The following is a 24,604-nucleotide window of genomic DNA, read 5'->3' as shown; positions in this document are numbered from 1 at the left end:
GTGACGCTGATCCGGGAAAGCCTGAGCTTCGCTCGTAAAAGCAGGTTCATGCTGGCGGCAGACTGGTTTAGCGCTGATTGTCCAAGAGATTTGAACCCAAAGCTTGGTTTTGGGATTCTGTGCCGATCACAGACGCTCTTGCGCGACACTATAGTCCGAATGACGCATTTAGGCTGATGCCGCGATCTTCGGTGCTAGATGAACCTCACAAAGGGGCGAGTGATGAAGAGATTGCTGATGTGTTCGCTGGCGGGTCTGGCGCTTGCAAGTTGCACGCCGACACAGCAGGGTGCCGGTATAGGTGCCGCAACAGGTGCGGTGGTTGGTGGCGCCGTGACGAATAACGTGCGTGGCGCCGCCGTTGGCGCTGCGATCGGGGGAGCCTCCGGTGCTGTGATCGGTAACGTGGCCGGTCGTCCGGGACAATGCGAGTTCCAGGATCGCAACGGTCGGCGCTACATCGCCGCCTGCCCGCGCTGACGGGTGACGAACATGCAACCGCCGTCGGGCCAATTCGCGCCAGCGGGCTAAGCACCAGCACATTGCCAGGCGGGCTTGGTGTGTTGTTTCTAAAGCAGCAACGGGCAAACTTCTTGCGCTCTAGCCCCGATACGGCTTCTGTCAGCCTGATCGCCAGCAAATGCGCGCCGTCGATAAGGCGAAATCCAGTCTTAGTCGCTTGCCCTCCCGTATCTCCGCGATTGTTCTGCGGAGGCCTGCGCGAGCCCACTCAGTACACGGCTTGGGAGAAAGATCCCCAGGGATGTGGCACCCTCTACCACCGATGCGCTGTTAGCGAGCATTGTCTGGCCGACCGGCCCCTGGTCCTCTCTAACAACGCTGCGCATCAGGGCATCGTTGTTGACGATCTCCATCAGTGTCGGTGAGCTCGCAAAGACGTTGTGGCGACCGCCATCGATATTGGAGACATCGATGACCGCGATCTCTCTCTTCTGAAGGATAGCGACCTCGGAGCCGTTGCCGACACGTGGGTGGCCGCCCGCCAGTCGCCGGAAAACCTAAGCGCGCGGTCGCGCTGCGAAACAATGATTGTGAACGGTCGCGGGATATCGCCAATGTCGTCAAGCTGGCTCAGGAAGACGTCGACGTCGATATCAGGTGCGGCAAGAACGACGCCACCCAAACGCTTCAGGCTGCTGGTGTGTCCCCTCAGGGCCAGATCGCGTAAGGCTTCGGTGACGACGAAGGCGCCCATCGAATGGCCGACCACGATTATTCTCTTTGCGTTGGTCTGCGCCCGAGCGCGGTAGTTGAATTCCGGGTGTCCTTGCTCAAAACAGAGTTGCGTGTCGTTCAGGTGACAAACCGACGGCGTTTCAATCGCGCACAAATCGGGTTCCCTTCCACGAGAGACTGCCAAATCTGGACTGCGGGCATGGTTGCGGGATTTTATGCTGATCACTTCGCTTCTTGAACCGCTCTATAGTTCGCAGCGGAGTACCGCGTCCTCGGGTTCTGGAGGACTGCGCAAGCTGAGCAGGGCATTTAGGGGAGCATCATCACTTGAGTTCTTACTCAGGACTTCTACCTTTCGCGCTGACCACCGAGACAAATGGATCGACGAATGAAAGGGGCATTTTTTCGCGGCCACGACATCTTGGCGATACCGTTTCAGCCGGGTTGCATTTTTTGTCATCGATAAGCTTGGCTGCATCAAGCACGCGAAGTGCCGCGTGCGATCGTAAAAGATGCGTTTATCCCATTGACTCCATGTCACGTTTTTCAACTTCCCGCGCATGGTGGGAAGTGGTCGTGTCGGTGAAGCATTGGGGGAATGACCGGCGTTTCCGATTTGGTGCAAGCACATCCAGTAAAGGAGAATTGATCATGTCTACTTTGATTGCAATTGTTTATCCGAGTGAAGCCAAAGCCGAGGAAGTGCGTCAGCGCTTGTTCGAGATGCAGAAGGAATACCTGATCAAGGTCGGAGATGCCGTCATCGCGACGAAGAACGACAGCGGCAAGATCAAACTCAATCAGCTGGTCAACACCACGGTTGCCGGCGCAGCATCGGGCAGCTTTTGGGGTTTGCTGATCGGTGTTCTATTTCTCAATCCGCTTCTGGGTGTGGCGGTGGGCACGGCATCCGGCGCCATCGGCGGCGCTCTGACCGACGTTGGTATCAACGATGCTTTCATGAAGGAGCTCGCCGCCAATCTTGATCCAGGCAAGGCCGCCTTGTTCGTGCTGATCCAGGAGATGACAGCGGACAAGGTCTTGAAGGAGATATCAGCCTTTGGCGGCGTCGTGCTCAAGACCTCCCTCGATGAAACAAAAGAGCAGGTCTTGCGCGACGCATTGCAAAAGGCGGCCGCTGCCAGCTAGTTTGTTTACAATGATCAAGCATGTCGGGCAGTGCGCGCATTTGGCCAGAAGGCAGGCTGGTGCGCGCCAAAACGATGGGCCCCGGCCTGGGGAATTCTCACGCGATGCCACTCCCCGTCAGTTCTGACGGAGGCCGGAAGATAGGACAACATTCCAGGGGCAAGTATGCAGGAAGCGGGCGGCAATCGCATGATCGGTTCAGTTGCAACCGGTATCCTTGTGCTTGCTTTGCTTTATGTCGCGCAATCGATCTTCGCACCGCTCATCTTTTCCTTGTTTGTCATCGCGCTCGTCTGGCCGTGTCAGGCCGCGTTGCAGCGCTTTCTTCCAAAGCTTCTTGCGCTCCTGATCACGCTGAGCGTCACCATGGTCGCCATTGTCGTCATCGGATCATCGGTTGCCTGGGGGTTTGGTAAGCTCGCGCAATGGCTCTTCGTCAATGCCGACCGTTTCCAGGCTGTCTATCTTGACTGGACAAACTGGCTGGAAGAGCACGGCCTGGCTGTCGCGGGTCCCTTGGCCGACCGCTTCGATGTTGCCTGGCTGGTCGGTTTTGTCCAGGGGATGGCTGGGCGGTTAAACAGCTTTGCCGGTTTCGCGGCTCTGGTCTTCATCTTCATCATGCTGGGCCTGCTCGAAGTGGAAGACTTCAATGCGCGTCTCGTCGCCCCCGCAGCACAACCTTACGGAATGCGCATCTTGGCGGCCAATCGAGTGCTTGGCGCAAAATTGCGCCGCTTCATGATCGTTCGCACCTTCGCGAGTATCCTCACTGGGTTGGTGGTCTGGCTGTTTGCGCTGGGTGCGGGGCTAGAACTTGCGCCAGCCTGGGGAGCGATCGCATTCGCGCTCAACTACATCCCTTTTCTCGGGCCCTTTGTCGCGACCGCGCTTCCGACGCTGTTTGCCATCGCCCAATTCGAAGCATGGCAGACGGCGGTCGTCATTTTCGCCAGCCTCAACTTTATCCAGTTCATCATCGGCAGCTATCTGGAGCCACGATTGACCGGGGCGTCGCTGGCAATATCCCCATTTTCCGTAATTTTTTCGGTGTTTTTCTGGAGCTTCATGTGGGGCATTTCGGGTGCCTTCATCGGTGTGCCCATCCTTATCGCGTTCATTGTGTATTGCGCCGGTACGCCGTCTGGAATGTGGATTGCAACGCTGCTCTCGGGCAGTTCCAAGGCTGACGCCGATCGCGGGTCGTGAAGCAGGCTCAGCAGCCAAGGACGATGTAGGGTACAGAACGACCACATAAGACCACCGTATAGCGACCTCGTTCACGGATCGTGCATCTGACGGTTGAGGAAAGAGGTCGAAAGGGCTAAATTGCGACGGGGAGGAACAACGAGTGCCCCAGGCAGCTTGCCGAAATATACCGGAACAAGCGCTGGAGATTCCGCATCGGCCGTGCGAACGGTTGTCCCCCTGAACCGCAGAAATCAGTTCGCTTGCATCATTCAGACGTCACGCTGCCTCGCTCCTGGGCCCAAGAGGAAAGTACGAATGAACTGCACATTTTTTTCTGTCGACTCAAGCAGCCTTTCCATCGCGGCATACCCGGCGCACGGCATCACGCTCCAAAGGATCCTTTCCATTTCGAGCGGTGGCATTGCCCACAGTTCCGCGACATCCGACGGCACTGCCTGCCGGGAACGCTTTCGCACTATGTTGGGCATGATCGGCGGCAATCACGGCCGCACGATGTCTGCTGGGCGAGCCACACATTACTGCACCGCCTTGCCTGCGGCCAAAAAACAGATGATGTGAAGATGATCGAAGGCGTCACGAACCATGCCAGGTTACCCGAGCTCGTGCCGGACCGCGAGGGCTTCGCGGGCCTGGATTGCGGGGCCGTTGAGGCAATCTCAGTAGACGGGAGGGCATCGTCCTTGCCTTCCTTTGAATTTTCGACCGCGGGCCTGCCGCGAGCGGATCAGTTTGCGACATGGCACAACAGTTTCGCGCCCATGCTCGAACTTTCTGATATCGACCCCATGACCGCAAATTTCAGCGGTCGGCAAAAGCTTTGGGATCTTGGCAGTCTTGTCCTTGCCGAAATCAGTACGGACCGCCTCGCATTTTCGAGCCTGCCGGGACATGTTCGGCGCGATCCGGTCGATCACTGGACGATGACGATCCTGTTGTCCGGACGGACCCGCACGGATGCCGTAAAAGCCGCGTTCACCGCGGGCCCGGGTGAGGTTCAGATCCACTCACTCGGCCGCTCCTTCGCCGGCGTCGTAGATAGGAGCGAGATGCTCATGCTGTTCGTGCCGCGTGATCTTTCCCTCGAGACATCGGCCACACTCGGCTCGGCGGAGTTTTCGACGCTCGGGACAGGCATGGGGCGGCTGTTTTCGGATTATCTGGTTGACGTCGCCAATCGCCTGCCGATGCTCGTTCAAGCCGATCTGCCCGGGCTAGCGGCAGCCACACGCGCTATGATCCTTGCCTGCGTGCAGCCATCTGCGGACCATATCGAGGCGGCCGAAGGACCGATTGCCAACGTGCTCCTCGAAAGGGCACGCCAACTGGTGCACAGCCGGTTGCTCGACCCCAAACTCGGGAGTGAGTTGGTGCGGCGGGAGCTCGGCATCTCGCGCACGCGGCTCTACAACCTGTTCGAGCCCTTCGGTGGGGTAATGCACTACATTCAGCACCGTCGACTGCTCAGTGCCTACGCCGCGTTGACAGACCCCAATGATCGGCGCCTCATATTCCAGATCGCCGAAGAGCGGGGGTTCAGCGACGGCGCAGAATTTGGCCGTGCGTTCAAGCGAGCATTCGGCTACAGCCCGAGCGAGGTGAGGAACCGAGGAGGCGGTGGCATCCCAGCTCGCTCGGACCTTGAGGATTGCCCATCGGAAGAGCGACTTGGCGTGCTTCTCAGAAGACTGCAAGGGTAAGCTAAAGGCCCAGGAAGCGATCCATCAGGCCAATTTGCGACCAACAAGAGCGCAATCTCACCGAACAAGAAAGCCAAGAACCGCTGCGTTCGCCAGATCGATAAAGAACGCCGAAACGAGCGGCAGGATGATGAATGCGATCGTTGCCGCACCATGGATTTTGGTTACGGCGGTCATATTGGCGATCGCTGTGGGCGTAGCGCCGAGCGAGACGCCGCAAAAACCGGCAGAAATCACGGCGGCTTCATAGCTGCGCCCCATTGCCGGGAACACGACGAACAGGATGTAGGCTACGGCGACGATCGTCTGGATCGCGAGCACTATGACGAGCGCGAGACCAAGCCCACTCAGGCCCCACAACTGCATGCTCATCAACGACATGGCTAGAAACACGTTCAACGAGAGATCGGATATGAGCGAGAGCGCGCGTGTGCGCGTCGGCCAAGGCAGGTTCGCCGCCACGAACGGGACCGTATTCGTCATCACGATTGCGACCAGCAGGCAGACGACGAACAGCGGAAGATTGATGCCGGCGTCTACGATGATCTCATGCAAGGCATAGCCGATGAGGATAGCAAGATTGGTTACAAGCAGGGTTCGCAACAGACTGACGTAACTGACGTCATCGTGATGGCTGCTTGTTGCTGCGCGTGACACACCTATCGTCAGCTCCTCGTTTGCGCGAGCGCTCAAGCGATGGCGTTTAATCAGAAACTGTGCGATCGGCCCCCCGATCAGGCTGGCGATGACGAGGCCAAGTGTTGCGCTTGCAATGCCAACCTCGAGCGCGTTCGTAAGACCGAAACGGTTGGTTATGATCGGAGCCCAGGCAATGGTCGTACCATGTCCGCCGATCAGCGACGTCGATCCGAGCAATATTGCAGTGCCTGGCGCAAGACCAAGGATGTTGCTGGTGCCAATGGCCACAAGATTCTGGATGACGAGGAAGACCAGCGTTATGCCGAGAAGGATGAGGAAGGGCTTTCCGCCTGCCGCCAGATCGGACAGTCTGGCATTCAGCCCGACACCCGTGAAGAAGTAGAGAAGCAGCATGTCCCGCGCGGCCAGGGTGAAACTGATCTCGACGCCAAAGAACTCATAGGCGATGAGCGTCGAAAGTGCCGCCAGAAGGCCCCCAGTGACCGCTTCCGGAATGCTCCAGTGGATAAGGATTGGGATTAAACGGTTGAGGTTGGCGCCAGCGAAGAATACGAGAATTGCGATGGTAAAGGATAGTAGTCCCGGGACCTGTATCACCGACATATGTCACCCCTACTGACGCCGCGACCCTTGCCACGTTTGCGGTTGTAGTCGTCACTTTGACACACGACATGCGGTTGAGCCAGTGCAAACGGCTTGCGCTTGTCACATGTGACCTTCCACCAGCCCGTCATGCGGCTGCGGTTTAAACCCCCAGGCGGATTTTGACCGGCGGGCCCGGCCAGTCTTTTGACGCATCGATCACAGGGAGTATGCAATTGGCAGGTGTCGATGACGCAGCCAACGTCGGCCCTGGTCCAGAAGGGGGTTTTCCGCGGATGACGGGTTGCTTGCGGGCTTTCGATCGCTCCAGTCGGATGAGGTAGCGCGAACGCACAGCTCAACGCGCTGGTGCACTCTGCCCGCAGATCCTGAAGAATGTCTGAAAGAAAGTCGCATGAGCACAGAAACTACCCCGGTCAAGAGCCGCAGTGATTTTGCGTGGTGGGCGGTGCTGAGCGGTCGACCTCTCAGGGGCACCTGCCCGCACGTCGGGAACAAATTTGGACGCAATTCATTTTGCTTGCTGCACAGAGAGGAGAACGACATGACGTACGACCCCAATGATCCCGTCCGCAACCCCAGTACCGATCCCGACCTGCGCACAGCGCCCCCACGCGGCCGCTCGAGCACCTGGATCGGATGGGTTGCTGCGATCGCAGTGATACTCGTTGCGGCGTTTGCGATCACGGAATGGTTCGGCCGGTCTGACACAGACCCGAATCCGACCGCTTCGACGACTGAATCTCAGCCGATGAAGCCGCCGGTGGCGCCGGCTGCACCGTCCAGCGAGCCGGCAACGCCAGCCCCGGCCAATCCTTCAACGGGCGGCACCACGCAGCAATAAGCATATTGTAGAGCGGGAGCCTCCTCTCTGGAGAGGCTCCCGCATTTTGTCGAACGCTGGCTTGCCCCCTCAAAGCCCTCGGCCTGCACGATTTATGAAGGATGCACCGCTGCCAGCAGCAGTGTCAGGACGCGTAGACAAAGCGAGTTTGTGCAGCAATCGCCGCCGGGTGAGGCAAATAGCGAAGAGCGCGCTTGACGAAATCCGATCCTTTCAGTTCGATGGCGCCGAAACAGGCGACCTCGATCATGACAGCCCTTGAAACCGGATGCATTATCGCACTGCTGTTGGCATGCGCGGCCTTAGTTGGCACGCGTGTTAGCCGTCGTCTGCCTGGCCATCACCTGTCCACAGACTCCAAGGAAGCGATCAAGCTCGCTACCGCCGTTGTCGGCACCCTTTCAGCACTTGCGCTCGGCTTTCTGGTTGCATCCGCCAAGACCGCCTTCGACGATGCGGAAACAGAATTGAAGACATCGGCCGCTCGCCTCGTTCTCCTTGACCGCGTATTGGCGCAGTATGGCGCTGAAACGGCAGAGGCGCGCGGGAGGCTTGCCAATCTCGTCGGGGCTCGCATTGAGCAGAGCTGGGGAGGTATTGCTGGCGTGCCCATTTCGGTGGGAACACCGGATGATCTCGGCGTCGAACCTATCCAGACGATATTGAGGGCGTTGACACCCGAAGACGACATACACCGCCTGCTCAAGACACGCGCGCTCGACGTCAGCGGCGCCATTGCCGAGGCGCATTGGCTCGTTCTGGAAACGGGGAGCGAAGGGCTGCCGGCAGCCTTCCTGGTCGTGCTGACATTCTGGCTGATCGTGATTTTTCTCACGTTCGGCCTTCTGTCGCCTTACAATGGCACGGTCATAACGATCGTTCTCGTCTGTGCGATATCCGTCGGAGGTGCGATCTTCATCGTCATCGACATGGCTCACCCTTACGGCGGTCTGATCTACGTGTCAGATGAGCCTCTGCGTATCGCTCTGTCCCGTATGGGGCGCGGTTAATCGCAGCAGCCCTTGAGGAGCTGGCCGCGGCGTACGCATCGATCAGTGCGTCGCCGTGCGCTTCCTCAAGGCAGCAAGAATATAGTCGTCCGCAATATCCGCGATCGCCATGGCGATTTCGGTCGACGAAAAGCCGACGAGTTTTTCCCCCTGGATGATCAGGTATACGGCTTCTTCAATCTTTTCCCGGCAGGCAGAAAGACTGTCGGCGTGATTGATGATGATGGGACGTAATTCCATGGCCCTTGTCTCCGGTCGATGCGGCACACGCTCTTGATGTGCGTTGAATGCTGATGTTGGTTAAGCAGCGCACCTATTCGTGACAACCGAGATGCTGTCGAATGACACCCCAACCATCGATCAGTTCAGCGAAAAGGCATTGCGGCCCATAGTCTCCTGCGCGGGAGCTAAGGTCTAACGCTTCAACTTAACCGTGCCTCGAAGATAGTCACAGAAATTGGGAATGGCTTGTGAAATTGACGTGACACTACCATTAATAGAACAGATAAAATATATACCTCCCAAAGTCGGTAATATGATAAAGGCGATATTTGCAGCTTCAACCTCTCAGTCTTGGCTTACATTTTCGCGCAGAGGCAAATTCGCCATGCGGCAGCAAAAATGTTGTGAACCTGCGATTAGTTTCTTGAAAAAATTTACTCTTGGTTGTATTTTGTCCAAACATCATCATAATGCCAGTCTGACACGAGGAAACGGGGGGTGCCATGAAGGCCAAGACTCCAAACGCTATTGATGCCTATGTGGGTGAGCGTGTCAGGTTAAGGCGAAAGCTACTTGGCATGAGCCAGGTTAGCCTGTCGGAATCGCTGGGCATTACGTTCCAACAACTCCAAAAGTACGAAAAAGGTGTCAACCGCATAGGAGCCAGCCGCCTGCAGCGGATTGCGGAGGTCCTTGGCGTGCCCGTTGGGTTCTTTTTCGACGAGGAGAAGTCGCAGGCCGCCGGCCTGCGTTTGAGCGCGGATACCGATGAAGTCGCGCATTTCATCGCTTCAAAAGAGGGACTGGCGCTGACACGGGCCTTCGTTGCGATCGAAGATCCGAATATTCGTCGAAAGCTGCTTGCACTTGCACGGAGCCTCGGCTCCACGCAGTCGGTCGCGGATGAGTATGGCTGGGAGCATGCGGACGAAACACGAGGATAACGGGTGCTGCATCTCCAAACATTTGGCGAACTGCGTCTGACGGACGAGGCCGGCAATGCCGTGGGATATCCCGCCAAAGCGCTGTTGACGATGGCGTATCTCTTCACATGCAAGGGCCGCGCGCTCACTCGCCAGGAGGTAGCGGCGTTTCTCTGGTCGGATGCCGAGCCTGATCAGGCCGGCCTCAATCTGCGAAAGCTGATTTCCCGCATTCGCCAGATCGATGACAGCGACACCGCGCCGCTGCAAATCACCGCGACGTCGGTGGCGCTGCGCGCGCACCGCCTCACCGTCGATATGCAGATACTGGATAAGCCGGGGCCGGCGATGAAGGGGCTGAAAGCGTGCAGCGATCTGCTTCAGCGCGATTTCGCAGGCAATGTCCGATCAGCAAGCAAGGCGATCGACAACTGGATCGCACGGGAGCAGCGAAGCCATAGGGTCAAGTTGCGCCAGATACTCATCGAGGCTGCGAAATCTGCACTGTGTGCAGATGACTACCGAACCGTGTCCGGCGCAGCCCTGCTGCTTCTCGAGCAGGATCCGACTGATGAGCCGGTTCGGGCGATGCTCCGCGGGCTGCCGGGCGTTGCCGGCCCGGGCGTACTGCTTGTCAGCGAAGGCGAGACAGCCAACCATGTGGTCCCGGCGCAGGCACGGAGCGCAAACCGCCGCGAGCCGGAAGAGCGGCCTGCTTCGACCCTGCCGCGACTGGTCTTGCTTCCTCCAACCTCACAGAGCGGTGTTGTGGGGCTGTCGCTTGCCGCCGCGCTGATAGAGGATGTCACGATCGAGCTATGTGCTCTTAGGAACGTTTCCATCGTTGCGCCGCACACCGCAGAGCAAATCCGGCGGGACTCTGACAAAGCGGCCGCTATTGCCCGCCACTCGATCTCCTATCTTCTCGACACGAGACTTTCAGGCGAAGGCCTATACGCACAGCTCGTCTACTTCCCGACCGACGAAATCATCTGGGCGACGCGCTTTCCCATGACCGCGGCAACACTGCCGACCCAGCGGCGGCTCATTGCTCTAAACCTCTCATCCTCTGTCGTGGATGAGCTTGCCAGGAGGGAGAAAGCCCGGCTCAGCCTGGAGGCCAACCCGCAAGCTTATCATTCCTATCTTGTGGGTGCGAGCCTGATGGGCAAGCTGACCCTGCCGCACATTCGCAGGGCGAGAGCCGCCTTCAAGGAGGCGTTGAAATACAATCACGATTTTTCGCCCGCGTTTACCGGCCTGGCACGGACCTATACCAGCGAATGGCTGGTGACCGCTCAAGGCAATGCGGAATTGTTGGGTCTTGCTGAGCAGAACGCATTGAAGGCAATCGAGCGGGACGAGGTTTTCGCCGGCGGCCACCGCGAACTCGGCGTGACAAAACTCTATCTCGGCGACGTCGATCAGAGCGTGGCGGCGCTCAGTCACGCGGAGGAATTGAGCCCGCATTTCGCCGACGTGATCTACAGCCACGCCGACACACTGGTGCATGCCTCACGTCCCAGGGACGCGCTGGCAAAGATCCAGAAGGCGATGTCACTCAATCCTATCTCGCCGGACAGCTATCTTTGGTGTGCCGCAGGCGCAAGCTACTTCCTCGAGCAGTACAACGACGCCATTGCCTATGTTGAAGCCATGAAGGACAAGGCGCCGGCTTACCGCATTGCGGCTGCGAGTTGTGCAATGATCGGTGACCGCAGGCGGGCACAGTTCTATCGGCAACGTGCGGAAACGCTGAACCCGGTCTTCGATGTGGAAAAATGGCTCTCCCTCGTTCCCATGAAGGAGCAGTGGCAGAAGGATCTCTACAGAGAGGGGCTTTTAAAAGCTGGATTTTGACACCAACGAAAGGAAGCATCATGTCAAGGGCAGTTGTATTTGGCATTGCAGGGGATGCGAAACTTTGGATTGCCGACCTCGATGCGGGGACCGTCAAGGAACTCGCGCCAACCGGTGAACTGGCGAAGATCGTGGACCTGCGCAAGGCGGGTGCCGCCGTCGTCAAAAAGGTGGACTTCGCGGTTGCGGTCTCTACAGCGAAGGCGGCGTTCTCCGGTCACTTCGAGCCCGCACCCTGACCGTCATTGAGCTGGCTGCCTATTGCGATCGAACGATCCCACCCTCTGAAACCCTTGCCCGCACCGGGCCCTTGCTGGCGGATTTCGGTATAACGCGGGTGGCCCGGCATACGGGCCTGGACAACATCGGCATACCGGTGTGGTGTGCTTACGTGCCAAATGGGCGGTCGATCGCGATCGCTCAGGGCAAGGGTTTGACCGATGACGATGCCAAGGCTTCGGCCGTCATGGAAGCGTTGGAGCGCGTCGTTGCCAACAGGCCGGCCGTTCCAACGTTGCGTACGTCGGCTCAGGATCTTCACGCGGCGGGCTTGTCTTTCGATACGCTCTCCTGCCTGATCGGCCACCAGGAGGAGGACATCCGGCCGGACGAGCAAATCGACTGGGCGCGCGGCAGGGAGCTGCTGACGGATCGGGAGATTTATGTCCCATTCGAGGCGGCGCTTTTGGACAGGACGCGACGCAACCGCTTCTGGATGTCTTCTGATGGTCTTGCCTCCGGCAACACGCAAGAGGAGGCAATCCTGCATGGGGTGCTTGAGCGTATTGAACGCGATGCCTATTGTCTTTGGCAGATCGGCAGCGAAGAGGATCGGCTTGAGCGCTGTATCGATCCGCTGGGCTTCAGCGATCCGGTGGTGGACGAACTTGTTCGAAAGATCGAGGCGGCAGGGCTCGCTGTGCGCCTGTTCGACATGACAAGTGATATCGCTGTTGCCTGCTTTACCGCCATCCTCGGGCCTGCAAAGCGAGGCAAGGAAAACATCCGCTTTGTCGAAGTGACTGGTGGCAGCGGCGCGCATCTTTCACCTTTGCGGGCGGCCATACGGGCAATGACCGAGGCCGTTCAATCCAGGGTCACCTATATCAGCGGCGCACGCGACGACTTATCGCCAAAGGCGTTTGAGTGGCCTGTGCCCGCAGAGACCTTGCGCGCCCTCGATGCCATGCCGGTCGCTCGTACCAGGAACGTACCCTCGCAGCAGCATGGCGTCAGATCGCACCTCGCGGAGGTCCTCGATGCGTTACGTGACCGACAGATCACATCCGTCATCGCGCTGCCACTCAGCGATCCGCGCCTTCCCTTTCACGTTGTCAAAATATTTGCTCCGAATCTTGAAAATCCCGAAGGCGCGCGGGCGCGTCGTTTTGGCACTCGCGCGGTTGCCAAGGCGGTGTTCTCATGAAGGTCGTCTTTGTCGGGCCAAGCCTGCCGGATGCCGCCCTCTTTGTCGGGAACGAGGTCACCATATGCCCGCCTGCCGTTCAAGGCGACGTCTTGGCCGCTGTAGGCAGGGGCGCCCGCGTAATTGGCGTCGTCGATGGCGGTTTCGAATACATCGCGCCGGTATGGCACAAGGAAATCCTTTATGCGCTTTCGCGCCACGTTCGAGTGTTCGGCGCCGCAAGCATGGGCGCATTGCGGGCGGTTGAATGCGGGGTTTTCGGTATGGTCGGCATTGGTCGCATCTACAGCGAGTATGCGACAGCTGCGACAGTAGACGACTCGGATGTTGCATTGCTGCATGGACCGGAAGAACTTGGATACAAGGCGCTGACAGTACCGCTGGTCAACGTCAGGGCGACTCTCGATGAGCTCGAGCGTCATCAGGTCTTGACGCGAGGGCTTCGCATGGCGCTTGAAGCCGCTGCGGCAAATCTGTTCTTCAAGATGCGGACATGGCGAGCAATTGTAGCAAATGTCGATGTTCCCGCGGCAGACAGGCAGCAATTGCTGTCGCTGCTTCGATCGAGCGAGGTCGATCAGAAGCGAGCAGACGCTCTCGCCCTGATCGAGGCCGTTCGGGCTGCGGATGATCACCCTGTGCCTGCTGAAGTTACATGGCAGTTCAACGAGACCTTTATTTTGTCGGAAAAGCTGTAATTTGTCGGCCAGCACATGAAATGCAACAATAAAGTGTGTCACGTGTTTTTCACGGGCCTTTTGCGCGTATCCTGAATATTCTCTCCCCCGTTCGAGGGAGAACAAAAATGAGTGCAGCATCGGCGAACAGACCGATCGACCTGGGTAGCAGTGAGCGATCTTCCGACGATTTGGAAGAACTCGTCGCACTGGCGCGCATGATCGCTTACGCAAAATACGCGGCCGAAGACGTCGACCTGGTGGGGGCGATGCACTGTCTTGGGATGGCGCTGAATGAAGTTCTGCGTGAAATTGGCGACGGTCCGCATGAGGGTTTGGCGGACGTGCTGGCGTCTAAAGGGGCGATCTGCCTGAACTGACATTATTGAGGGGACTGCGGGATAGGCCGGCGCCATGCGCCGGCCTATGTCAGTTTCTTGGAGTAGACACAGAGCTTTTCAGACTGCTGATAATCATTGCTCTTATAGTAGTCCGCAACGCCGCCGGTACTGCGAGAGACAAGCCACACGTGCACGTAGCCCATGATGCGCGCCTCCTCCTCCAATCGTTTCAATAGGCACGAACCGATTCCTGAGCGCTGGTGCTGTGGCCGTATTGCGATTTCCGCGACGTGAATCCCGCGACCCATCACAGACGTGTGCGGCAAGCCAAAGGCAAAGCCGACGGGCCTTTGTGCGTCAAACGCTGCCACGGCTAGGCACATGGGCGTCGTTGTCAGTTCGTCGATGCGGGAAATGGCGTTCTGAATGGACCATTCTTCGTGCCAAGGCGGCTTGGCGTAGGCTTGAACGATGATGTCAGCGCTTTGCAGCGCCTCATCCCGTGTCATGCGTCTATAAATGATCGGCATTCACATCACTGTCACCATAACTGCGCGTGAACACGCGTCATGGTGCCTTCCTGTTCATTCCACCCCGTGACGTTAAAGCACAGGCGCGGCGGGCCGTGTTGTGACTTCATCGTGACACGCCCACTGCGCGCAGGCAAAGATTGAAATTACGAGCACTTTTCGATTGGTATAGTGACATATGCACGCCAGAGTTTAAACCCTTGCGCTATAGCGCGCTGGACGACGCCCACGACCTTGACACCAAAAGAAAGTGACTTAATCTAATCTTCGGATCCGAGATGCTCGATGTGTGGAGGCAACGAGCTCGGCCTGGATCCTGTTCAGGGAGGAAATAGGGTGAGGAAGAAGGCAATTACGCTTGCGCTTGCTGCCAGCACGATTTTCACACTGCCGCAGCTCAGCATCGCTCAAGACACCATCACCGGTGATATCGTCGGCAAGCCCGATGCGCCAAACAAGATGGTTTTCCGCATGACAACGGACGGCCCGCGCAACAACGAGCCGGCTTATGCTCAGGGCTATAGCAAACTGTTCAACGACTTCATTGCCAAGCGCCCCGATTGGCAAATCGAACTGCAGATGATGTCGGGTGACATCGGGCAGGAGCAGGCGCGCATGCTCGAGCAGGCGAAGTCCGGTTCGGCTCCCGATTGCGCCGCAGTCGATTCCTTCGTGTTGCCACTCTTCAAGAAGGCCGGTGTACTGCAGTCCTTCTCGCCCTACTTCAGCAAGGATGAGATTGCGCAACTCTTTCCATTTATCCGCGATGGCATAACCGGCACCGATGGCAACATCTATGCATGGTGGTGGTCGACGGATCTGCGCGTCCTTTATCGCAACAAGGAAATCGTTCCGGATGCTCCCCAGACTTGGGATGACCTGAAGAAGGCAGCATTGTCGTCTGTCGAACAAGGCATGGAAGGTGTTCTGTTCAATGGCAGCCGCTATGAAGGAACGACCTTCGACTGGCTTGCGAATTTTTGGGCGCAGGGCGGCAAACTGGTTGACGACGAGGGCAAGCCGATATTCGGTGAGGGCGAAAATCGCGAGAAATTCATCAAGGCCGTCAATTATTACCGCGACCTCGTCGAGTCCGGGGCAGCGCCGAAGCGCGTAGCAACAATCGGCAATTACGACGACTTCAATGCGGCCGCGGCAGCTGGCACGACCGCGCTTTTCGTCGGCGGCAACTGGCAGTATGCCCAATTGAAGACGGCACTTGATCCGGACGAATTTGCGAAGTGGAGCTTCTCGCCGCTTCCAGGACCAACGGCAGATCAGCGCTCGACCGGTACTGGTGGCTGGACCGTCGCCGCGTTCAGCAAGGATCCCGCCAAGGTCAAGGTCTGCGCCGATCTCGCGCGCGAGGTCTACATGGGGCCGGCCAACGCACTGCAGGAGCAGCTTCCCACACGTGCTGACCTCTACGACAAGTACGAGGTGTTTTCGAGCGACGCGAACAAGACATTCGCTGCAGCCTTGAAGGTCGGCCAAGCAAGGCCTGGAGCGCCTGTCTATCCGGAGATCTCGAACCAGATCCAGATCATGATGGGCAAAGTCCTGACCGGTACCCAGGCGACCGAGGCTGCTGTTGACGAGGCCTTCAGTGCTTCTCTCAGCGCCTTCAAACGGAGCTGAGGGATCGATCGGCGGCGCAGAGTCCCTCCTTTGCGCCGCCGGCTCCAACTGGCGGCATCCTTTAAGGACAATGGACCGGATTGATCGATGATGAATGCTAGCATCGCGGCCGAACGCCCCCAAAGGCTTGGCGCAGGTACCTTGCGCCGGCGCAATCCTTCGCCCCTGCCCTGGCTTGTTCCGCTCATTTTCGTGCTGGGCGTCTTCTACCTCTATCCGCTGCTCGACGTGTTCCGCTTTGCGTTCACGAACATTTCGCTCGTCGGTACCGATGAGCAATATACGCTGCAGACGATCATCCATACCCTATCGAAACCCGAACTTGTCCAGATACTGTGGGTCACCTTCGTGTTCACCGCGTCCAGTGTCGTTGCGCAACAGGTGCTCGGGTTCTTCATCGCTCAGGTCGTCGTGCGCAGCGAGAAGCGGGGCCTGTTTGGATCGACCATCGTGCGAACCACGGCGCTCGTCGCATGGGTCGTGCCCGGCATTGCCGGTGGCATTATCTGGAAGATGCTGTTCAACGAGGCGCCCTTCGGCGGCCTGAACAGCCTGCTACGGATGGTGGGGGCTGCGCCGGTACAGTGGCTCTCCGATCCCGCCATGGTCATGTGGTCCGTCGTGATCTCCAATGTCTGGCGCGGGACGGCCTTCTCGATGGTCGTCATGTATGCGGCCATCAAAGCGATCGATCCCGAGCTCTACGAGGCTGCCGAGATGGACGGTGCCAATGCACGGCAACGCATGTTCTACATCACCCTGCCGCAACTGCGCACCGCGATCCTGGTCAACATGATCCTCATCACGATCCAGACGCTGAACACCTTCGACGCCATCATCTCGCTGACGGGCGGCGGGCCGGGACGAGCAACCGAAGTGCTTTCGCTCTACACGTTCAATGTCGTGTTTCGAAACTACGACCTTGCGGCCGGCGCTGTGTTATCGATCCTGATGCTCGTCATCAGTCTCAGCCTGGCGCTTGTTTACGCGCGCTTCCTTCCACGAGGAGAGCCGGTATGAAAACTTCGAGAGAAGATAGGCTCGGCGATCTATTCAGCTACATTTTTCTGGCTGCTACGTTCCTGTTCTTTGCCTGGCCATTGCTGTGGCTTCTTTCATTGGCGCTCAGGACGCGCAAGGAAGTGTTTCTCGGCGTCAGTCGGTTCATTCCGAAAGCCCCTACCCTCGATAACTTCGCGACCATTCTGTCCTCCGACAAGTTTGCCGGATACCTCTGGAATGCCTTGATCCTGTCGACATCAAGCGCCATCGGCTGCCTGGTGGTGGCACTGCCGGCCGCTTACGCCTTCTCGCGCTTTCCGTTCCGCGGGAAGGGCCCATGGATGATGGTCCTGCTCGCCTTCCAGATGATCTCGCCGCTCGTCATCATGGTGCCGCTTTATCGCTACATGGCAGCCATCGGTCTGACAGACAGCCATTTCGGCGCGGCAATGGTCTATATTGCGCTTGCGGTGCCGATGGTAACCTGGATCCTGAAGGGCTTCGTCGACGGCATTCCTCGCAGCCTCGACGAGGCCGCGTTCATCGATGGGTGCAGCCATTTCGCGGTTTTCTGGCGGATCATATTGCCGCTATCGACTCCCGGCATTGCATCTGCCTTCATCATTACCGTGATTGCCGGCTGGTCGCAGTTCCTCGTACCCTTTCTGCTTATCAGCAAGGAATCTCTGATGCCGATCGGCGTTGGGATTTTCCAATATGCCGGAACGCAGAATGATTCTTCCATTCAACTCCTGGCCGCGGCCTGCCTGGTATCGGTCGTACCGGCGATCGTCGCCTTCCTTTCCCTTCAACGGCTCATCCTCGGCGCGATGACGGCAGGGGCCGTCAAGGGCTGATCTTTGTTTCAAATCGCAGGATATCATTATGACGCTTACGCTCCTCCAACGCCTTGAACGCATCCGTGCCCGTTCCGCGGAACTCGAATACTGGCGCTCGCGTGAAACCGTCCAGATCGACGGCTGGACATTCGGTGGAGAGCCGATTGCCATCGGCGCACCATGGCCGCGCAGCGACGGTACCGTTCATTTTGCGGCGACTGCCAAACTGCCCGGCCATTGGCCGCTGGAAGATGCTCGTCTTTTCCTCGATCTCGGCGGGGAAAGCCTGATCACGATCACCGATGAGGCAGGGAACGAAAAGAGGCTTGGCCTCGATCCATATCACCGGGAATTCCTCCTCCCTTCGCGGAATGTCCAGATCGCATCGGAGACGGTGGCACGCTTGCCGTTCGGGGAGCCCGTGCGCGGTCCGAAGCTGGAGCGCGCAGCGCTGATCTGGCTGGATACGGCAGTCGACAAGCTTTGGCTGCTTCTGCGCCAGATCTGCGAGGCAGTGGATATTCTCGATCAGCATGAAGTGGTTCCGCACTTGCTCGATATCGCCGAGGATACGATGCGTGGATTGGAATGGCCGTCGGCAACCACAGCCTACGTGGCGCGCACCGCCCCTTCCCCGATGCAGCAAAAGATCTGGCAATTGCCGCCGCTGGAAGTGTCACCTGAGGGCCTCAATCAGGCCGAGCGCGCCAGCGTGGTTTTTGCCTACGAGACGCTGCTTGCGCGGCTGAAGAGACTGCGTGAACGGTTCCCGCCACAGGGCGAGATCGCGCTGACGGGACACGCGCATATCGATCTGGCCTGGCTGTGGCCCTATGGCGAAACGAGGCGGAAGATGCGCCGTACCTTCCATACCGCGCTTTCTCTGATGGAACAGTCTTCCGATTTTCGCTTCAATCAGTCGACTGCTCACTACTACGCGCAAATCGCGCAGGACGATCCAACACTTTTGGCGCGGATTATCGAGCGTGCCCGAGAGGGACAGTGGGAGACAGTGGGGGGCATGTGGGTCGAGCCTGATACGAACATGCCGACCGGTGAAAGCCTTAGCCGGCAGATTCTCTATGGGCAGCGCTATTTCGAAAAGACATTCGGCGTTCGCCACAGTGTTTGCTGGCTACCGGATTGCTTCGGCTTCTCCGGCGCCCTGCCCCAGCTGTTACGCCAGGGCGGAATGAACAGCTTTTTCACCATCAAGGTCAATTGGTCGGAGACCAATAAATTCCCATCCGATCTCTTCTGGTGGGAGGGCCTGGATGGCAGCCGGGTTCTTACCCATACGTTCGATAACCCAATGCATGGCTATAATGGCTTCGTGCGGCCGGATTGCTTTGTGCCAACCTGGCGGAACTTCAAGGACAAGGACAAGCACGACACGACCCTGCTTGCGGTGGGGTATGGGGATGGCGGCGGCGGCGTCACGCCTGAGATGATCGTGCGCGAAGAACAACTGCGGGCATTTCCCACCTTACCGAAGGCGCGCTGGACGAAGGTGCACGACTTCTTCAAAGGCGCGCATGAGCGCGCAACGGAGAAGGATCTGGCAACCTGGCGCGGCGAAATCTACCTCGAACTGCACCGCGCGACCCTGACCAGCCAGAGCGTCGTAAAGCGACTGCATCGCAAAGCTGAACGCAGCCTCATTACGGCCGAGACGCTGTTTGGACTTGCGCATCTGATGGGAGCCGACCAACCCAGATCGATGGAGCCGGAGTGGCGGGTCGTCTTGAAGAATGAATTCCATGATATCCTGCCTGGCTCGTCCATCGCGGAAGTCTACGTCGATGCCGCCAACGAACTCGAGTCCGTCATCGCCGCGGGGAACACGGCACAGACCAAGGCGATGGAAGCAATCGCCGGGCAATTGCCGGCCGGCACCGGCGACAACGTACTCGTTGTCAATCCGTCCCTGTCCGCACGCCCGCTGCGGCTGACGCTTCCCGACGGAAAAACGGTCTCCTGCGAGGCGATGATCGCGCCGCTCGGCATTGCTGTCGTCGCCCCCCAGGCGCTGCAGCCCGCGCCCGGCCTTTCCGTCAGCCGTGAGCATTTGGAAAATGCCGTTCTGAAGGTCACCTTGGCCAAAAATGGTTCGATCGCCAGCCTTGTTCACAAGGCGACTGGTCGCGAAGCGCTGGAGGGTGGTGGCAATCGCCTCTTCGTCTACCCGGTAGACAAACCGCGCAACTGGGATGCCTGGGACGTCGAGGAAGACTACGCCCAGCGCGCAGAAGAGATCACCGCACTCGATAGCCTCGAGGTGATCGAGAACGGGCCACACCGGGTGGCGATCAGGATCGTCAGAACGTGGCGGCATTCACGCATCACGCAAGTGTTGTCGCTTGGCGCCAATGCGCGGCGTCTCGATATCGAGACCGAACTCGATTGGCACGATCGCCGCGCGTTTTTGCGCACCGAAACGAGCGTGGCCGTTCGCAATGGTCGGGCAACATGCGAATGCGCCTATGGCGTGGTCGAACGGCCGACGCACTCCAATACGTCTTGGGATGCCGCCATGTTCGAGGCGCCCGCCCACCGATTTGCAGACCTGTCGGAACCGGGATTTGGCGTCGCCATTCTGAACGACGCGAAATATGGGCATAGCGTTCGGGGAAATGTCCTTGGTCTGTCGCTTCTTCGCTCACCGATCTATCCTGATCCGCTTGCCGACGAAGGAGTGCAGACCTTCACCTATGCGCTGATGCCGCACGAAGGGACGTGGTATGACGGCGGGATCCGGGAGGAAGCCGAAGACCTGAACCAACCGCTCTTGGCGGCGCCTGTGGCAGGACGTGCGATCGGCAACTGGCAGCCGCTCGGGGCAACCGGGATCGATGCGGCACTCTCGGCCGTGAAGGCTGCGGAAGAAGGCGACGGGCTGATCGTGCGCGTCTACGAACCGGCGGGGCGCCGCGGCGCATTTGAGCTGAAGCTCCCGTCCAACTGGCGCAACCAGGGAGCGGTCAGCATCCTGGAAGAGCCGATGTCTGAAACGCCCGCCACCGGGTTGAAACCCTTTGAGGTCAAAAGCTGGCGAATTTCAAAGGCTTGAATCAAGGGATGATGAGAAAGGGGCCGGCAATGGCCCCTTTTCCTGTTGGAGCCGATCACATAGTGTCGCTTGAGACTGGCTTGGGCCATGCAGAAGGGAGATTGAAGGTGTTGGTGTCGGGCTCGAACACGGAGCAGGCTGCAGCCGCGAACCGGGCCATGATCCTTTCCGCGATCCATCGTGGTGGTCCGATCTCACGCACGGAACTGGCCGAGCAGTCCAGGTTGACCAAACAGGCCGTGACGCGAATTGTCGAGCGGCTGCTTGATGAAGGCCTGATTATGGAGGCGCGGCGGCGACACGGTTTAAGGGGGCAGCCGGCCATTGAGTTGGAGATCGATCCGGACGGCGTCTTCTCGATCGGCGCGAACATCGATCGCGACCATCTGACGATCGTTGCTGTGGACGCCGTCGGCACTGTACGTGGGCGCATCCACCACGAGCGTCGCTTTCTGTTGCCAGACGACTTCGTCGCGCTCGTGGGCGACGCGCTCTCGTCCTTTCGTCGTCGCAAGATCATTCAGGAAAGCCGGCTCGCAGGCATTGGTCTTGCCATCCCCGACTGGCTTGGCGAGGTGCCGGTGATCGGATTTCCCGCGCAATATCGGCGTTGGAATGGCTATGACGTACGCGGCGCTTTGGAGGCACTCTCCGACCATCCCGTCTTCATCGACAATGATGCCAATGCTGCTGCGCTCGGCGAGATCGAATATGGCCTTGGCACTGAAATCGACAGTTTCTTCTACATTTTGGCGAATGCCTGCCTTGGCGGCAGCCTGGTGATCGACGGTGTTCGCCACAAGGGGGCCAGTGGTATCGGGGGAGAAATCGGCTGGCTGCCTGTTGTCTTTGATGAGGGACCCTATGCCGGCAGCACCCAACCGCTCGGCGAGATGTTTTCGCTCTTCATCCTGCTTGACTATTTACAGCGAAATGGGATCAAGGCGAGGACGCCCTCCGATCTCCTGGAGCTTGATGAGGCCGGCCGCAATCTCATAAGCGCATGGTTGCGCAAGGTGAGCGTCAAGATTGCGCAAGCGGTGGTCAACATAGGAATGATCGTCGACCCTGAGGGGGTCCTTATAGGAGGCCGTTTTCCGGTTCGCCTGATCGACGAACTCCTCCTTTATGTGCACGAAGAAATTGCCCGCATCGGTGCGCAGGCGCCGTCGCTACACCGGGCGGCAGGATCAGAAGATGCGGCCGCACTTGGCGCCGCCGCAATTCCGCTCGCGCACCGGCTCGGACTTCCCTCGGCCGAACCGGCACAACGGGTTCGCAACCCGCTCGGCGGACATCCGGCCCAGACGTCGAACTTGGCACCGGCGTAAGACGGCATGACTGTCGTTGAGGCTTAAGCTCGTGTGTCCGGTAGCGCCATTGCGTCCAGGGGGCGCAAGGCTGCACCGAGCGCAACACCCGCCCAGGGAAACGTCGCGCGTCTGATCTGTTGGATCCATGGCGCAATGACCAGGTCGCGGATCTTGTCGTCGCGTTCCTGCGACATGCGCTCGACCACCGCATCCAAGACGTTATTGGGCAAGGCGCCGCCAAGGAGGATGGCACCCGGCGCTATAAAGCCTGAAACAGCGAGCACTGCCTCGTGCAGATGGCGGGCGGCGGTCGCGAGCCAGCTGTCCTCGTCGGCTGAGCCAGCTTCCAGCGACGGCAACGTTGCAACATCGTTCAGACTGGCTCCGTCGATCCCGGAGCGCATTTCGCCGATTTGTCCGGCGCGTCCATGGATGCCCCGGAACACCCTGCCCCCTATCAGGAGACCTGCACGAACCGTGTAATCGGTAAGGATCATGACCATCCCGCCCTCGGGGTCTCCGATACCCAGCGCGCGTTCGGCTTCGATTGCTGCCTCGGTGTCATCGAGGAAGAAAAGCGCCTCGCTCTCTCCGGCCAGAACGGTTTCTATCTCTTGGCGAGCCAAGAAAGTGTCGGGCGACGTTGCGATACCGCATCCGACAAGCTTGGAAGGACCCGCGGTTCGGCGAAGATCGGCGACCGCGGCGACAAGATCGTCGCGCGTCGCGAAAGCTTCCTGGCCAACGACCTCGCCCGCGAAATCCACCAAGGCGACATCACCATTGAGCTTGCCGATACGGACGCCGAGTGAGTAGCGAGCTTCGGCACGCAATCCGAATTCGGCGGCAGTGTAGTGTGCGGTCGTGGAGCGCTTGCGTTCGGTGACGAGTCCCGCCAGCCCAAGGCGGCGGACAATTCCAGTGATGGCCGGTTCTGTTAGGCCAAGCTCCCTGGAAAGCTCCTGACGTGTCAGCGCACCACGGCGCCGTAGCAACCTCAGGGTCGTTCGTGAATTGTGCTCGGCAATATCGACTGGACTGATGCCGGGACGATCATCGTGTCGGGACCGCTGCCTGGCTACGCCGGAGATCGAATGGCGTCGAAGTGTTTTCAAGCAAGCGATATCCCATAAGCTGCAGCTACGCTGGCGATAGATCACGCGCAACCGACAAACCTATCGCGCAATTTTCCAACTGCATCAAGAACCTGGCGCCTGGTAGACCGGAATTTGGCGCCAGCGGCACTCAGGCGGTCGCACCAGGGGCGCGATGGGCTGTCTGTCGCAATACTGCGACAGTTGGCGCCCTGCAATCTTTTCTATCACCTCCTGCGTCCCCGGGCCTGGAATTGCCAAAGCGACGCCTTTGCGCCAAGTTGGTCTCACAATTGGTCGGAGGAGCCAATGGGTGAACTCGCTGCGCATGCGAAGCACGTCTACACGTGTACCCAGGGGGATTCGGCGGCAGCCAACTCATCCATCGTCGCGTCCTGGCGGCGGTGCATTGCCATGCACAGGCTCGCCCCGGAGCAAATGCGCGCGCCGCTTCGACTTTCCGAACAGGAGCTGAAAAAGGCTCGGGAAGCCTCCGGGAAACTCATTGCCGACGCGTCTGCCGAACTCGATCGTTTGTTTGCGACGGTGGGCAAGAGCGGTTGTTGCCTCATATTGACCGATCACAACGGCGTGGCGCTCGAACGCCGCGGTGTGGCTGGCGATGATAAGCATTTTCATGAATTGGGCCTGTGGACCGGCTCCGTTTGGACCGAAGCGAGCATTGGCACCAATGGCATCGGGACCGCGATTGCCGACGAGCGTTCAGTGACGATCTTGCGAGATCAGCACTTCTTTAGTTCGAATATCAATCTGAGTTGCACGACGGCGCCGATCAGGGATCATCGTGGCCAACTGGCCGCCGCGCTCGACATATCGACGTGTCGCGACGAGGTGAACGAGGTCACGTTGGGAATCCTCGGTCAGATGGTTCGTGACGCGGCCCTGCGCATTGAAATCAATCTCTTCAGAAGCGCCTTTGCCGGAGCCCGCTTCGTCATGGTACCTGCCGCCAGCAACCCAACGGCAGCGCTGCTCGCTGTCAACCGACATGATCTCGTCCTCGGCGCTACCCGCGCCGCACGGCTGGCCCTGCAGCTTGATGATCGGCGTATTTCGGTGGGGCTGCCCGCCGCCGATGCCCTTCAGGAGCAGAGCATTGCCGCAGACGAGGATCTTGTTGAGGCAGAACGGGCAGCCTTGGTGCGCGCCCTTTCGCGCTCAAGCGGAAATGTGTCTCAGGCTGCCGTTGCACTCGGCATGAGCCGGGCAACGCTGCACAGGAAGATGAAGCGGCTCAATCTGCATTGACAGCCTTGGCGCTGGCTTGTCGCACGGG

At 58.9% G+C, this 24,604-nt stretch carries 25 protein-coding genes; 19 read left to right on the top strand and 6 right to left on the bottom strand.

Going from position 1 to position 24,604, the window contains the following annotated elements:
• Nucleotides 1–222: 222 nt before the first annotated feature.
• On the top strand, nt 223–480 hold the full coding sequence (locus tag FHX09_RS00720; protein ID WP_007801507.1) for a glycine zipper domain-containing protein: 258 nt from the start codon (nt 223–225) through the stop codon (nt 478–480).
• A 394-nt stretch (nt 481–874) separates the two neighbouring features.
• Here FHX09_RS00720 and FHX09_RS00715 read toward each other — a convergent pair whose 3' ends face one another.
• Nucleotides 875–1,231 (bottom strand): alpha/beta hydrolase, encoded by a 357-nt coding sequence (locus FHX09_RS00715; RefSeq protein ID WP_348649145.1) that lies wholly within the window; start codon nt 1,229–1,231, stop codon nt 875–877.
• A gap of 617 nt (nt 1,232–1,848) precedes the next feature.
• Between FHX09_RS00715 and FHX09_RS00710 the strand changes: the two genes are divergently transcribed.
• The 4 genes from FHX09_RS00710 (at nt 1,849) to FHX09_RS00695 (ending at nt 5,255) form a co-directional block, all read left to right on the top strand.
• Nucleotides 1,849–2,346, top strand: coding sequence for a DUF1269 domain-containing protein (locus FHX09_RS00710; RefSeq protein ID WP_007801503.1), 498 nt, complete (start codon nt 1,849–1,851; stop codon nt 2,344–2,346).
• Between the two features lie 189 nt (nt 2,347–2,535).
• Nucleotides 2,536–3,555 carry an AI-2E family transporter gene (locus tag FHX09_RS00705; RefSeq protein WP_245505395.1) on the top strand — a complete coding sequence of 340 codons (1,020 nt, stop codon included), beginning with the start codon at nt 2,536–2,538 and terminating at the stop codon, nt 3,553–3,555.
• A gap of 297 nt (nt 3,556–3,852) precedes the next feature.
• Complete coding sequence (locus tag FHX09_RS00700; protein WP_183718726.1) at nt 3,853–4,116, top strand: hypothetical protein; 264 nt, start codon at nt 3,853–3,855, stop codon at nt 4,114–4,116.
• Nucleotides 4,117–4,238: 122 nt separating this feature from the next.
• Nucleotides 4,239–5,255 (top strand): helix-turn-helix domain-containing protein, encoded by a 1,017-nt coding sequence (locus FHX09_RS00695; protein ID WP_246699359.1) that lies wholly within the window; start codon nt 4,239–4,241, stop codon nt 5,253–5,255.
• 57 nt (nt 5,256–5,312) lie between these two features.
• On the opposite strand, the gene gltS is transcribed toward FHX09_RS00695, so the two are convergent.
• The gene (gene gltS, locus FHX09_RS00690) at nt 5,313–6,518 is read right to left on the bottom strand and encodes a sodium/glutamate symporter (RefSeq protein WP_183718722.1); all 1,206 of its coding nucleotides are present in this window, start codon (nt 6,516–6,518) and stop codon (nt 5,313–5,315) included.
• A 544-nt stretch (nt 6,519–7,062) separates the two neighbouring features.
• On the opposite strand from gltS, the gene FHX09_RS00685 reads away from it, so the two are divergent.
• Nucleotides 7,063–7,362, top strand: coding sequence for a hypothetical protein (locus FHX09_RS00685; RefSeq protein WP_132588080.1), 300 nt, complete (start codon nt 7,063–7,065; stop codon nt 7,360–7,362).
• Nucleotides 7,363–7,486: 124 nt separating this feature from the next.
• Here FHX09_RS00685 and FHX09_RS30255 read toward each other — a convergent pair whose 3' ends face one another.
• Nucleotides 7,487–7,612: a hypothetical protein gene (locus FHX09_RS30255; RefSeq protein WP_281412112.1), complete on the bottom strand. Its 126-nt coding sequence runs from the start codon at nt 7,610–7,612 to the stop codon at nt 7,487–7,489.
• Here FHX09_RS30255 and FHX09_RS00680 point away from each other — a divergent pair.
• Nucleotides 7,611–8,372 carry a DUF4239 domain-containing protein gene (locus FHX09_RS00680; RefSeq protein ID WP_183718720.1) on the top strand — a complete coding sequence of 254 codons (762 nt, stop codon included), beginning with the start codon at nt 7,611–7,613 and terminating at the stop codon, nt 8,370–8,372. The genes FHX09_RS30255 and FHX09_RS00680 overlap by 2 nt on opposite strands.
• Before the next feature lie 42 nt (nt 8,373–8,414).
• On the opposite strand, the gene FHX09_RS00675 is transcribed toward FHX09_RS00680, so the two are convergent.
• The gene (locus FHX09_RS00675; RefSeq protein ID WP_184449016.1) at nt 8,415–8,612 is read right to left on the bottom strand and encodes a hypothetical protein; all 198 of its coding nucleotides are present in this window, start codon (nt 8,610–8,612) and stop codon (nt 8,415–8,417) included.
• Between the two features lie 485 nt (nt 8,613–9,097).
• Here FHX09_RS00675 and FHX09_RS00670 point away from each other — a divergent pair, with 485 nt between their 5' ends.
• The 6 genes from FHX09_RS00670 to FHX09_RS00645 all read left to right on the top strand — a co-directional run bounded on the left by FHX09_RS00670 (nt 9,098) and on the right by FHX09_RS00645 (nt 13,860).
• The gene (locus tag FHX09_RS00670; RefSeq protein ID WP_132588083.1) at nt 9,098–9,538 is read left to right on the top strand and encodes a helix-turn-helix transcriptional regulator; all 441 of its coding nucleotides are present in this window, start codon (nt 9,098–9,100) and stop codon (nt 9,536–9,538) included.
• Nucleotides 9,539–9,541: 3 nt separating this feature from the next.
• Nucleotides 9,542–11,377 carry a peptide antibiotic resistance protein gene (locus FHX09_RS00665; RefSeq protein WP_184449014.1) on the top strand — a complete coding sequence of 612 codons (1,836 nt, stop codon included), beginning with the start codon at nt 9,542–9,544 and terminating at the stop codon, nt 11,375–11,377.
• Between the two features lie 20 nt (nt 11,378–11,397).
• Nucleotides 11,398–11,616, top strand: coding sequence for a hypothetical protein (locus tag FHX09_RS00660; RefSeq protein WP_132588085.1), 219 nt, complete (start codon nt 11,398–11,400; stop codon nt 11,614–11,616).
• Between the two features lie 35 nt (nt 11,617–11,651).
• Complete coding sequence (locus tag FHX09_RS00655) at nt 11,652–12,803, top strand: YcaO-like family protein (protein WP_183718785.1); 1,152 nt, start codon at nt 11,652–11,654, stop codon at nt 12,801–12,803.
• Nucleotides 12,800–13,501 carry a TfuA-like protein gene (locus tag FHX09_RS00650; protein ID WP_184449012.1) on the top strand — a complete coding sequence of 234 codons (702 nt, stop codon included), beginning with the start codon at nt 12,800–12,802 and terminating at the stop codon, nt 13,499–13,501. The genes FHX09_RS00655 and FHX09_RS00650 overlap by 4 nt, the downstream gene beginning before the upstream one ends.
• 107 nt (nt 13,502–13,608) lie before the next feature.
• Nucleotides 13,609–13,860, top strand: coding sequence for a hypothetical protein (locus FHX09_RS00645; protein WP_007801476.1), 252 nt, complete (start codon nt 13,609–13,611; stop codon nt 13,858–13,860).
• A gap of 44 nt (nt 13,861–13,904) precedes the next feature.
• Here the strand turns inward: FHX09_RS00645 and FHX09_RS00640 are convergent, their stop codons facing one another.
• Complete coding sequence (locus tag FHX09_RS00640; protein ID WP_184449010.1) at nt 13,905–14,351, bottom strand: GNAT family N-acetyltransferase; 447 nt, start codon at nt 14,349–14,351, stop codon at nt 13,905–13,907.
• Nucleotides 14,352–14,702: 351 nt separating this feature from the next.
• Here FHX09_RS00640 and FHX09_RS00635 point away from each other — a divergent pair, with 351 nt between their 5' ends.
• The 5 genes from FHX09_RS00635 (at nt 14,703) to FHX09_RS00615 (ending at nt 22,231) form a co-directional block, all read left to right on the top strand.
• Nucleotides 14,703–15,989 (top strand): extracellular solute-binding protein, encoded by a 1,287-nt coding sequence (locus tag FHX09_RS00635; protein ID WP_085990715.1) that lies wholly within the window; start codon nt 14,703–14,705, stop codon nt 15,987–15,989.
• Nucleotides 15,990–16,079: 90 nt separating this feature from the next.
• Nucleotides 16,080–17,009 carry a sugar ABC transporter permease gene (locus FHX09_RS00630; protein WP_183718781.1) on the top strand — a complete coding sequence of 310 codons (930 nt, stop codon included), beginning with the start codon at nt 16,080–16,082 and terminating at the stop codon, nt 17,007–17,009.
• Nucleotides 17,006–17,848, top strand: coding sequence for a carbohydrate ABC transporter permease (locus FHX09_RS00625; RefSeq protein ID WP_132588089.1), 843 nt, complete (start codon nt 17,006–17,008; stop codon nt 17,846–17,848). The genes FHX09_RS00630 and FHX09_RS00625 overlap by 4 nt, the downstream gene beginning before the upstream one ends.
• Nucleotides 17,849–17,876: 28 nt before the next feature.
• On the top strand, nt 17,877–20,900 hold the full coding sequence (locus FHX09_RS00620) for a glycoside hydrolase family 38 C-terminal domain-containing protein (RefSeq protein ID WP_184449008.1): 3,024 nt from the start codon (nt 17,877–17,879) through the stop codon (nt 20,898–20,900).
• A 158-nt stretch (nt 20,901–21,058) separates the two neighbouring features.
• Nucleotides 21,059–22,231: an ROK family transcriptional regulator gene (locus FHX09_RS00615; protein WP_245505403.1), complete on the top strand. Its 1,173-nt coding sequence runs from the start codon at nt 21,059–21,061 to the stop codon at nt 22,229–22,231.
• A gap of 23 nt (nt 22,232–22,254) precedes the next feature.
• Here the strand turns inward: FHX09_RS00615 and FHX09_RS00610 are convergent, their stop codons facing one another.
• Nucleotides 22,255–23,328, bottom strand: coding sequence for an ROK family transcriptional regulator (locus FHX09_RS00610; protein WP_183718708.1), 1,074 nt, complete (start codon nt 23,326–23,328; stop codon nt 22,255–22,257).
• 288 nt (nt 23,329–23,616) lie between these two features.
• Between FHX09_RS00610 and FHX09_RS00605 the strand changes: the two genes are divergently transcribed.
• Entirely contained in the window at nt 23,617–24,576 is a 960-nt protein-coding gene (locus FHX09_RS00605) for a helix-turn-helix domain-containing protein (protein ID WP_184449006.1), read from the top strand.
• The last annotated feature ends 28 nt before the right edge of the window (nt 24,577–24,604 follow it).

It is taken from the genome of Rhizobium sp. BK538 (genome assembly GCF_014197575.1).
Taxonomy (GTDB): Bacteria; Pseudomonadota; Alphaproteobacteria; order Rhizobiales; family Rhizobiaceae; genus Rhizobium.
The sequence above is the reverse complement of the archived record's forward strand: the minus strand, read 5'-3'. Positions and strand labels throughout refer to the sequence as shown.

Coding starts and splice junctions, on each gene's coding strand:
- FHX09_RS00720 (WP_007801507.1), top strand. CDS start 223: ATGAAGAGATTGCTGATGTGTTCGCTGGCGGGTCTGGCGCTTGCAAGT.
- FHX09_RS00710 (WP_007801503.1), top strand. CDS start 1,849: ATGTCTACTTTGATTGCAATTGTTTATCCGAGTGAAGCCAAAGCCGAG.
- FHX09_RS00705 (WP_245505395.1), top strand. CDS start 2,536: ATGATCGGTTCAGTTGCAACCGGTATCCTTGTGCTTGCTTTGCTTTAT.
- FHX09_RS00700 (WP_183718726.1), top strand. CDS start 3,853: ATGAACTGCACATTTTTTTCTGTCGACTCAAGCAGCCTTTCCATCGCG.
- gltS (WP_183718722.1), bottom strand. CDS start 6,518: ATGTCGGTGATACAGGTCCCGGGACTACTATCCTTTACCATCGCAATT.
- FHX09_RS00685 (WP_132588080.1), top strand. CDS start 7,063: ATGACGTACGACCCCAATGATCCCGTCCGCAACCCCAGTACCGATCCC.
- FHX09_RS00680 (WP_183718720.1), top strand. CDS start 7,611: ATGACAGCCCTTGAAACCGGATGCATTATCGCACTGCTGTTGGCATGC.
- FHX09_RS30255 (WP_281412112.1), bottom strand. CDS start 7,612: ATGATCGAGGTCGCCTGTTTCGGCGCCATCGAACTGAAAGGATCGGAT.
- FHX09_RS00675 (WP_184449016.1), bottom strand. CDS start 8,612: ATGGAATTACGTCCCATCATCATCAATCACGCCGACAGTCTTTCTGCC.
- FHX09_RS00670 (WP_132588083.1), top strand. CDS start 9,098: ATGAAGGCCAAGACTCCAAACGCTATTGATGCCTATGTGGGTGAGCGT.
- FHX09_RS00660 (WP_132588085.1), top strand. CDS start 11,398: ATGTCAAGGGCAGTTGTATTTGGCATTGCAGGGGATGCGAAACTTTGG.
- FHX09_RS00650 (WP_184449012.1), top strand. CDS start 12,800: ATGAAGGTCGTCTTTGTCGGGCCAAGCCTGCCGGATGCCGCCCTCTTT.
- FHX09_RS00645 (WP_007801476.1), top strand. CDS start 13,609: ATGAGTGCAGCATCGGCGAACAGACCGATCGACCTGGGTAGCAGTGAG.
- FHX09_RS00640 (WP_184449010.1), bottom strand. CDS start 14,351: ATGCCGATCATTTATAGACGCATGACACGGGATGAGGCGCTGCAAAGC.
- FHX09_RS00630 (WP_183718781.1), top strand. CDS start 16,080: ATGAATGCTAGCATCGCGGCCGAACGCCCCCAAAGGCTTGGCGCAGGT.
- FHX09_RS00625 (WP_132588089.1), top strand. CDS start 17,006: ATGAAAACTTCGAGAGAAGATAGGCTCGGCGATCTATTCAGCTACATT.
- FHX09_RS00620 (WP_184449008.1), top strand. CDS start 17,877: ATGACGCTTACGCTCCTCCAACGCCTTGAACGCATCCGTGCCCGTTCC.
- FHX09_RS00615 (WP_245505403.1), top strand. CDS start 21,059: ATGATCCTTTCCGCGATCCATCGTGGTGGTCCGATCTCACGCACGGAA.
- FHX09_RS00605 (WP_184449006.1), top strand. CDS start 23,617: ATGGGTGAACTCGCTGCGCATGCGAAGCACGTCTACACGTGTACCCAG.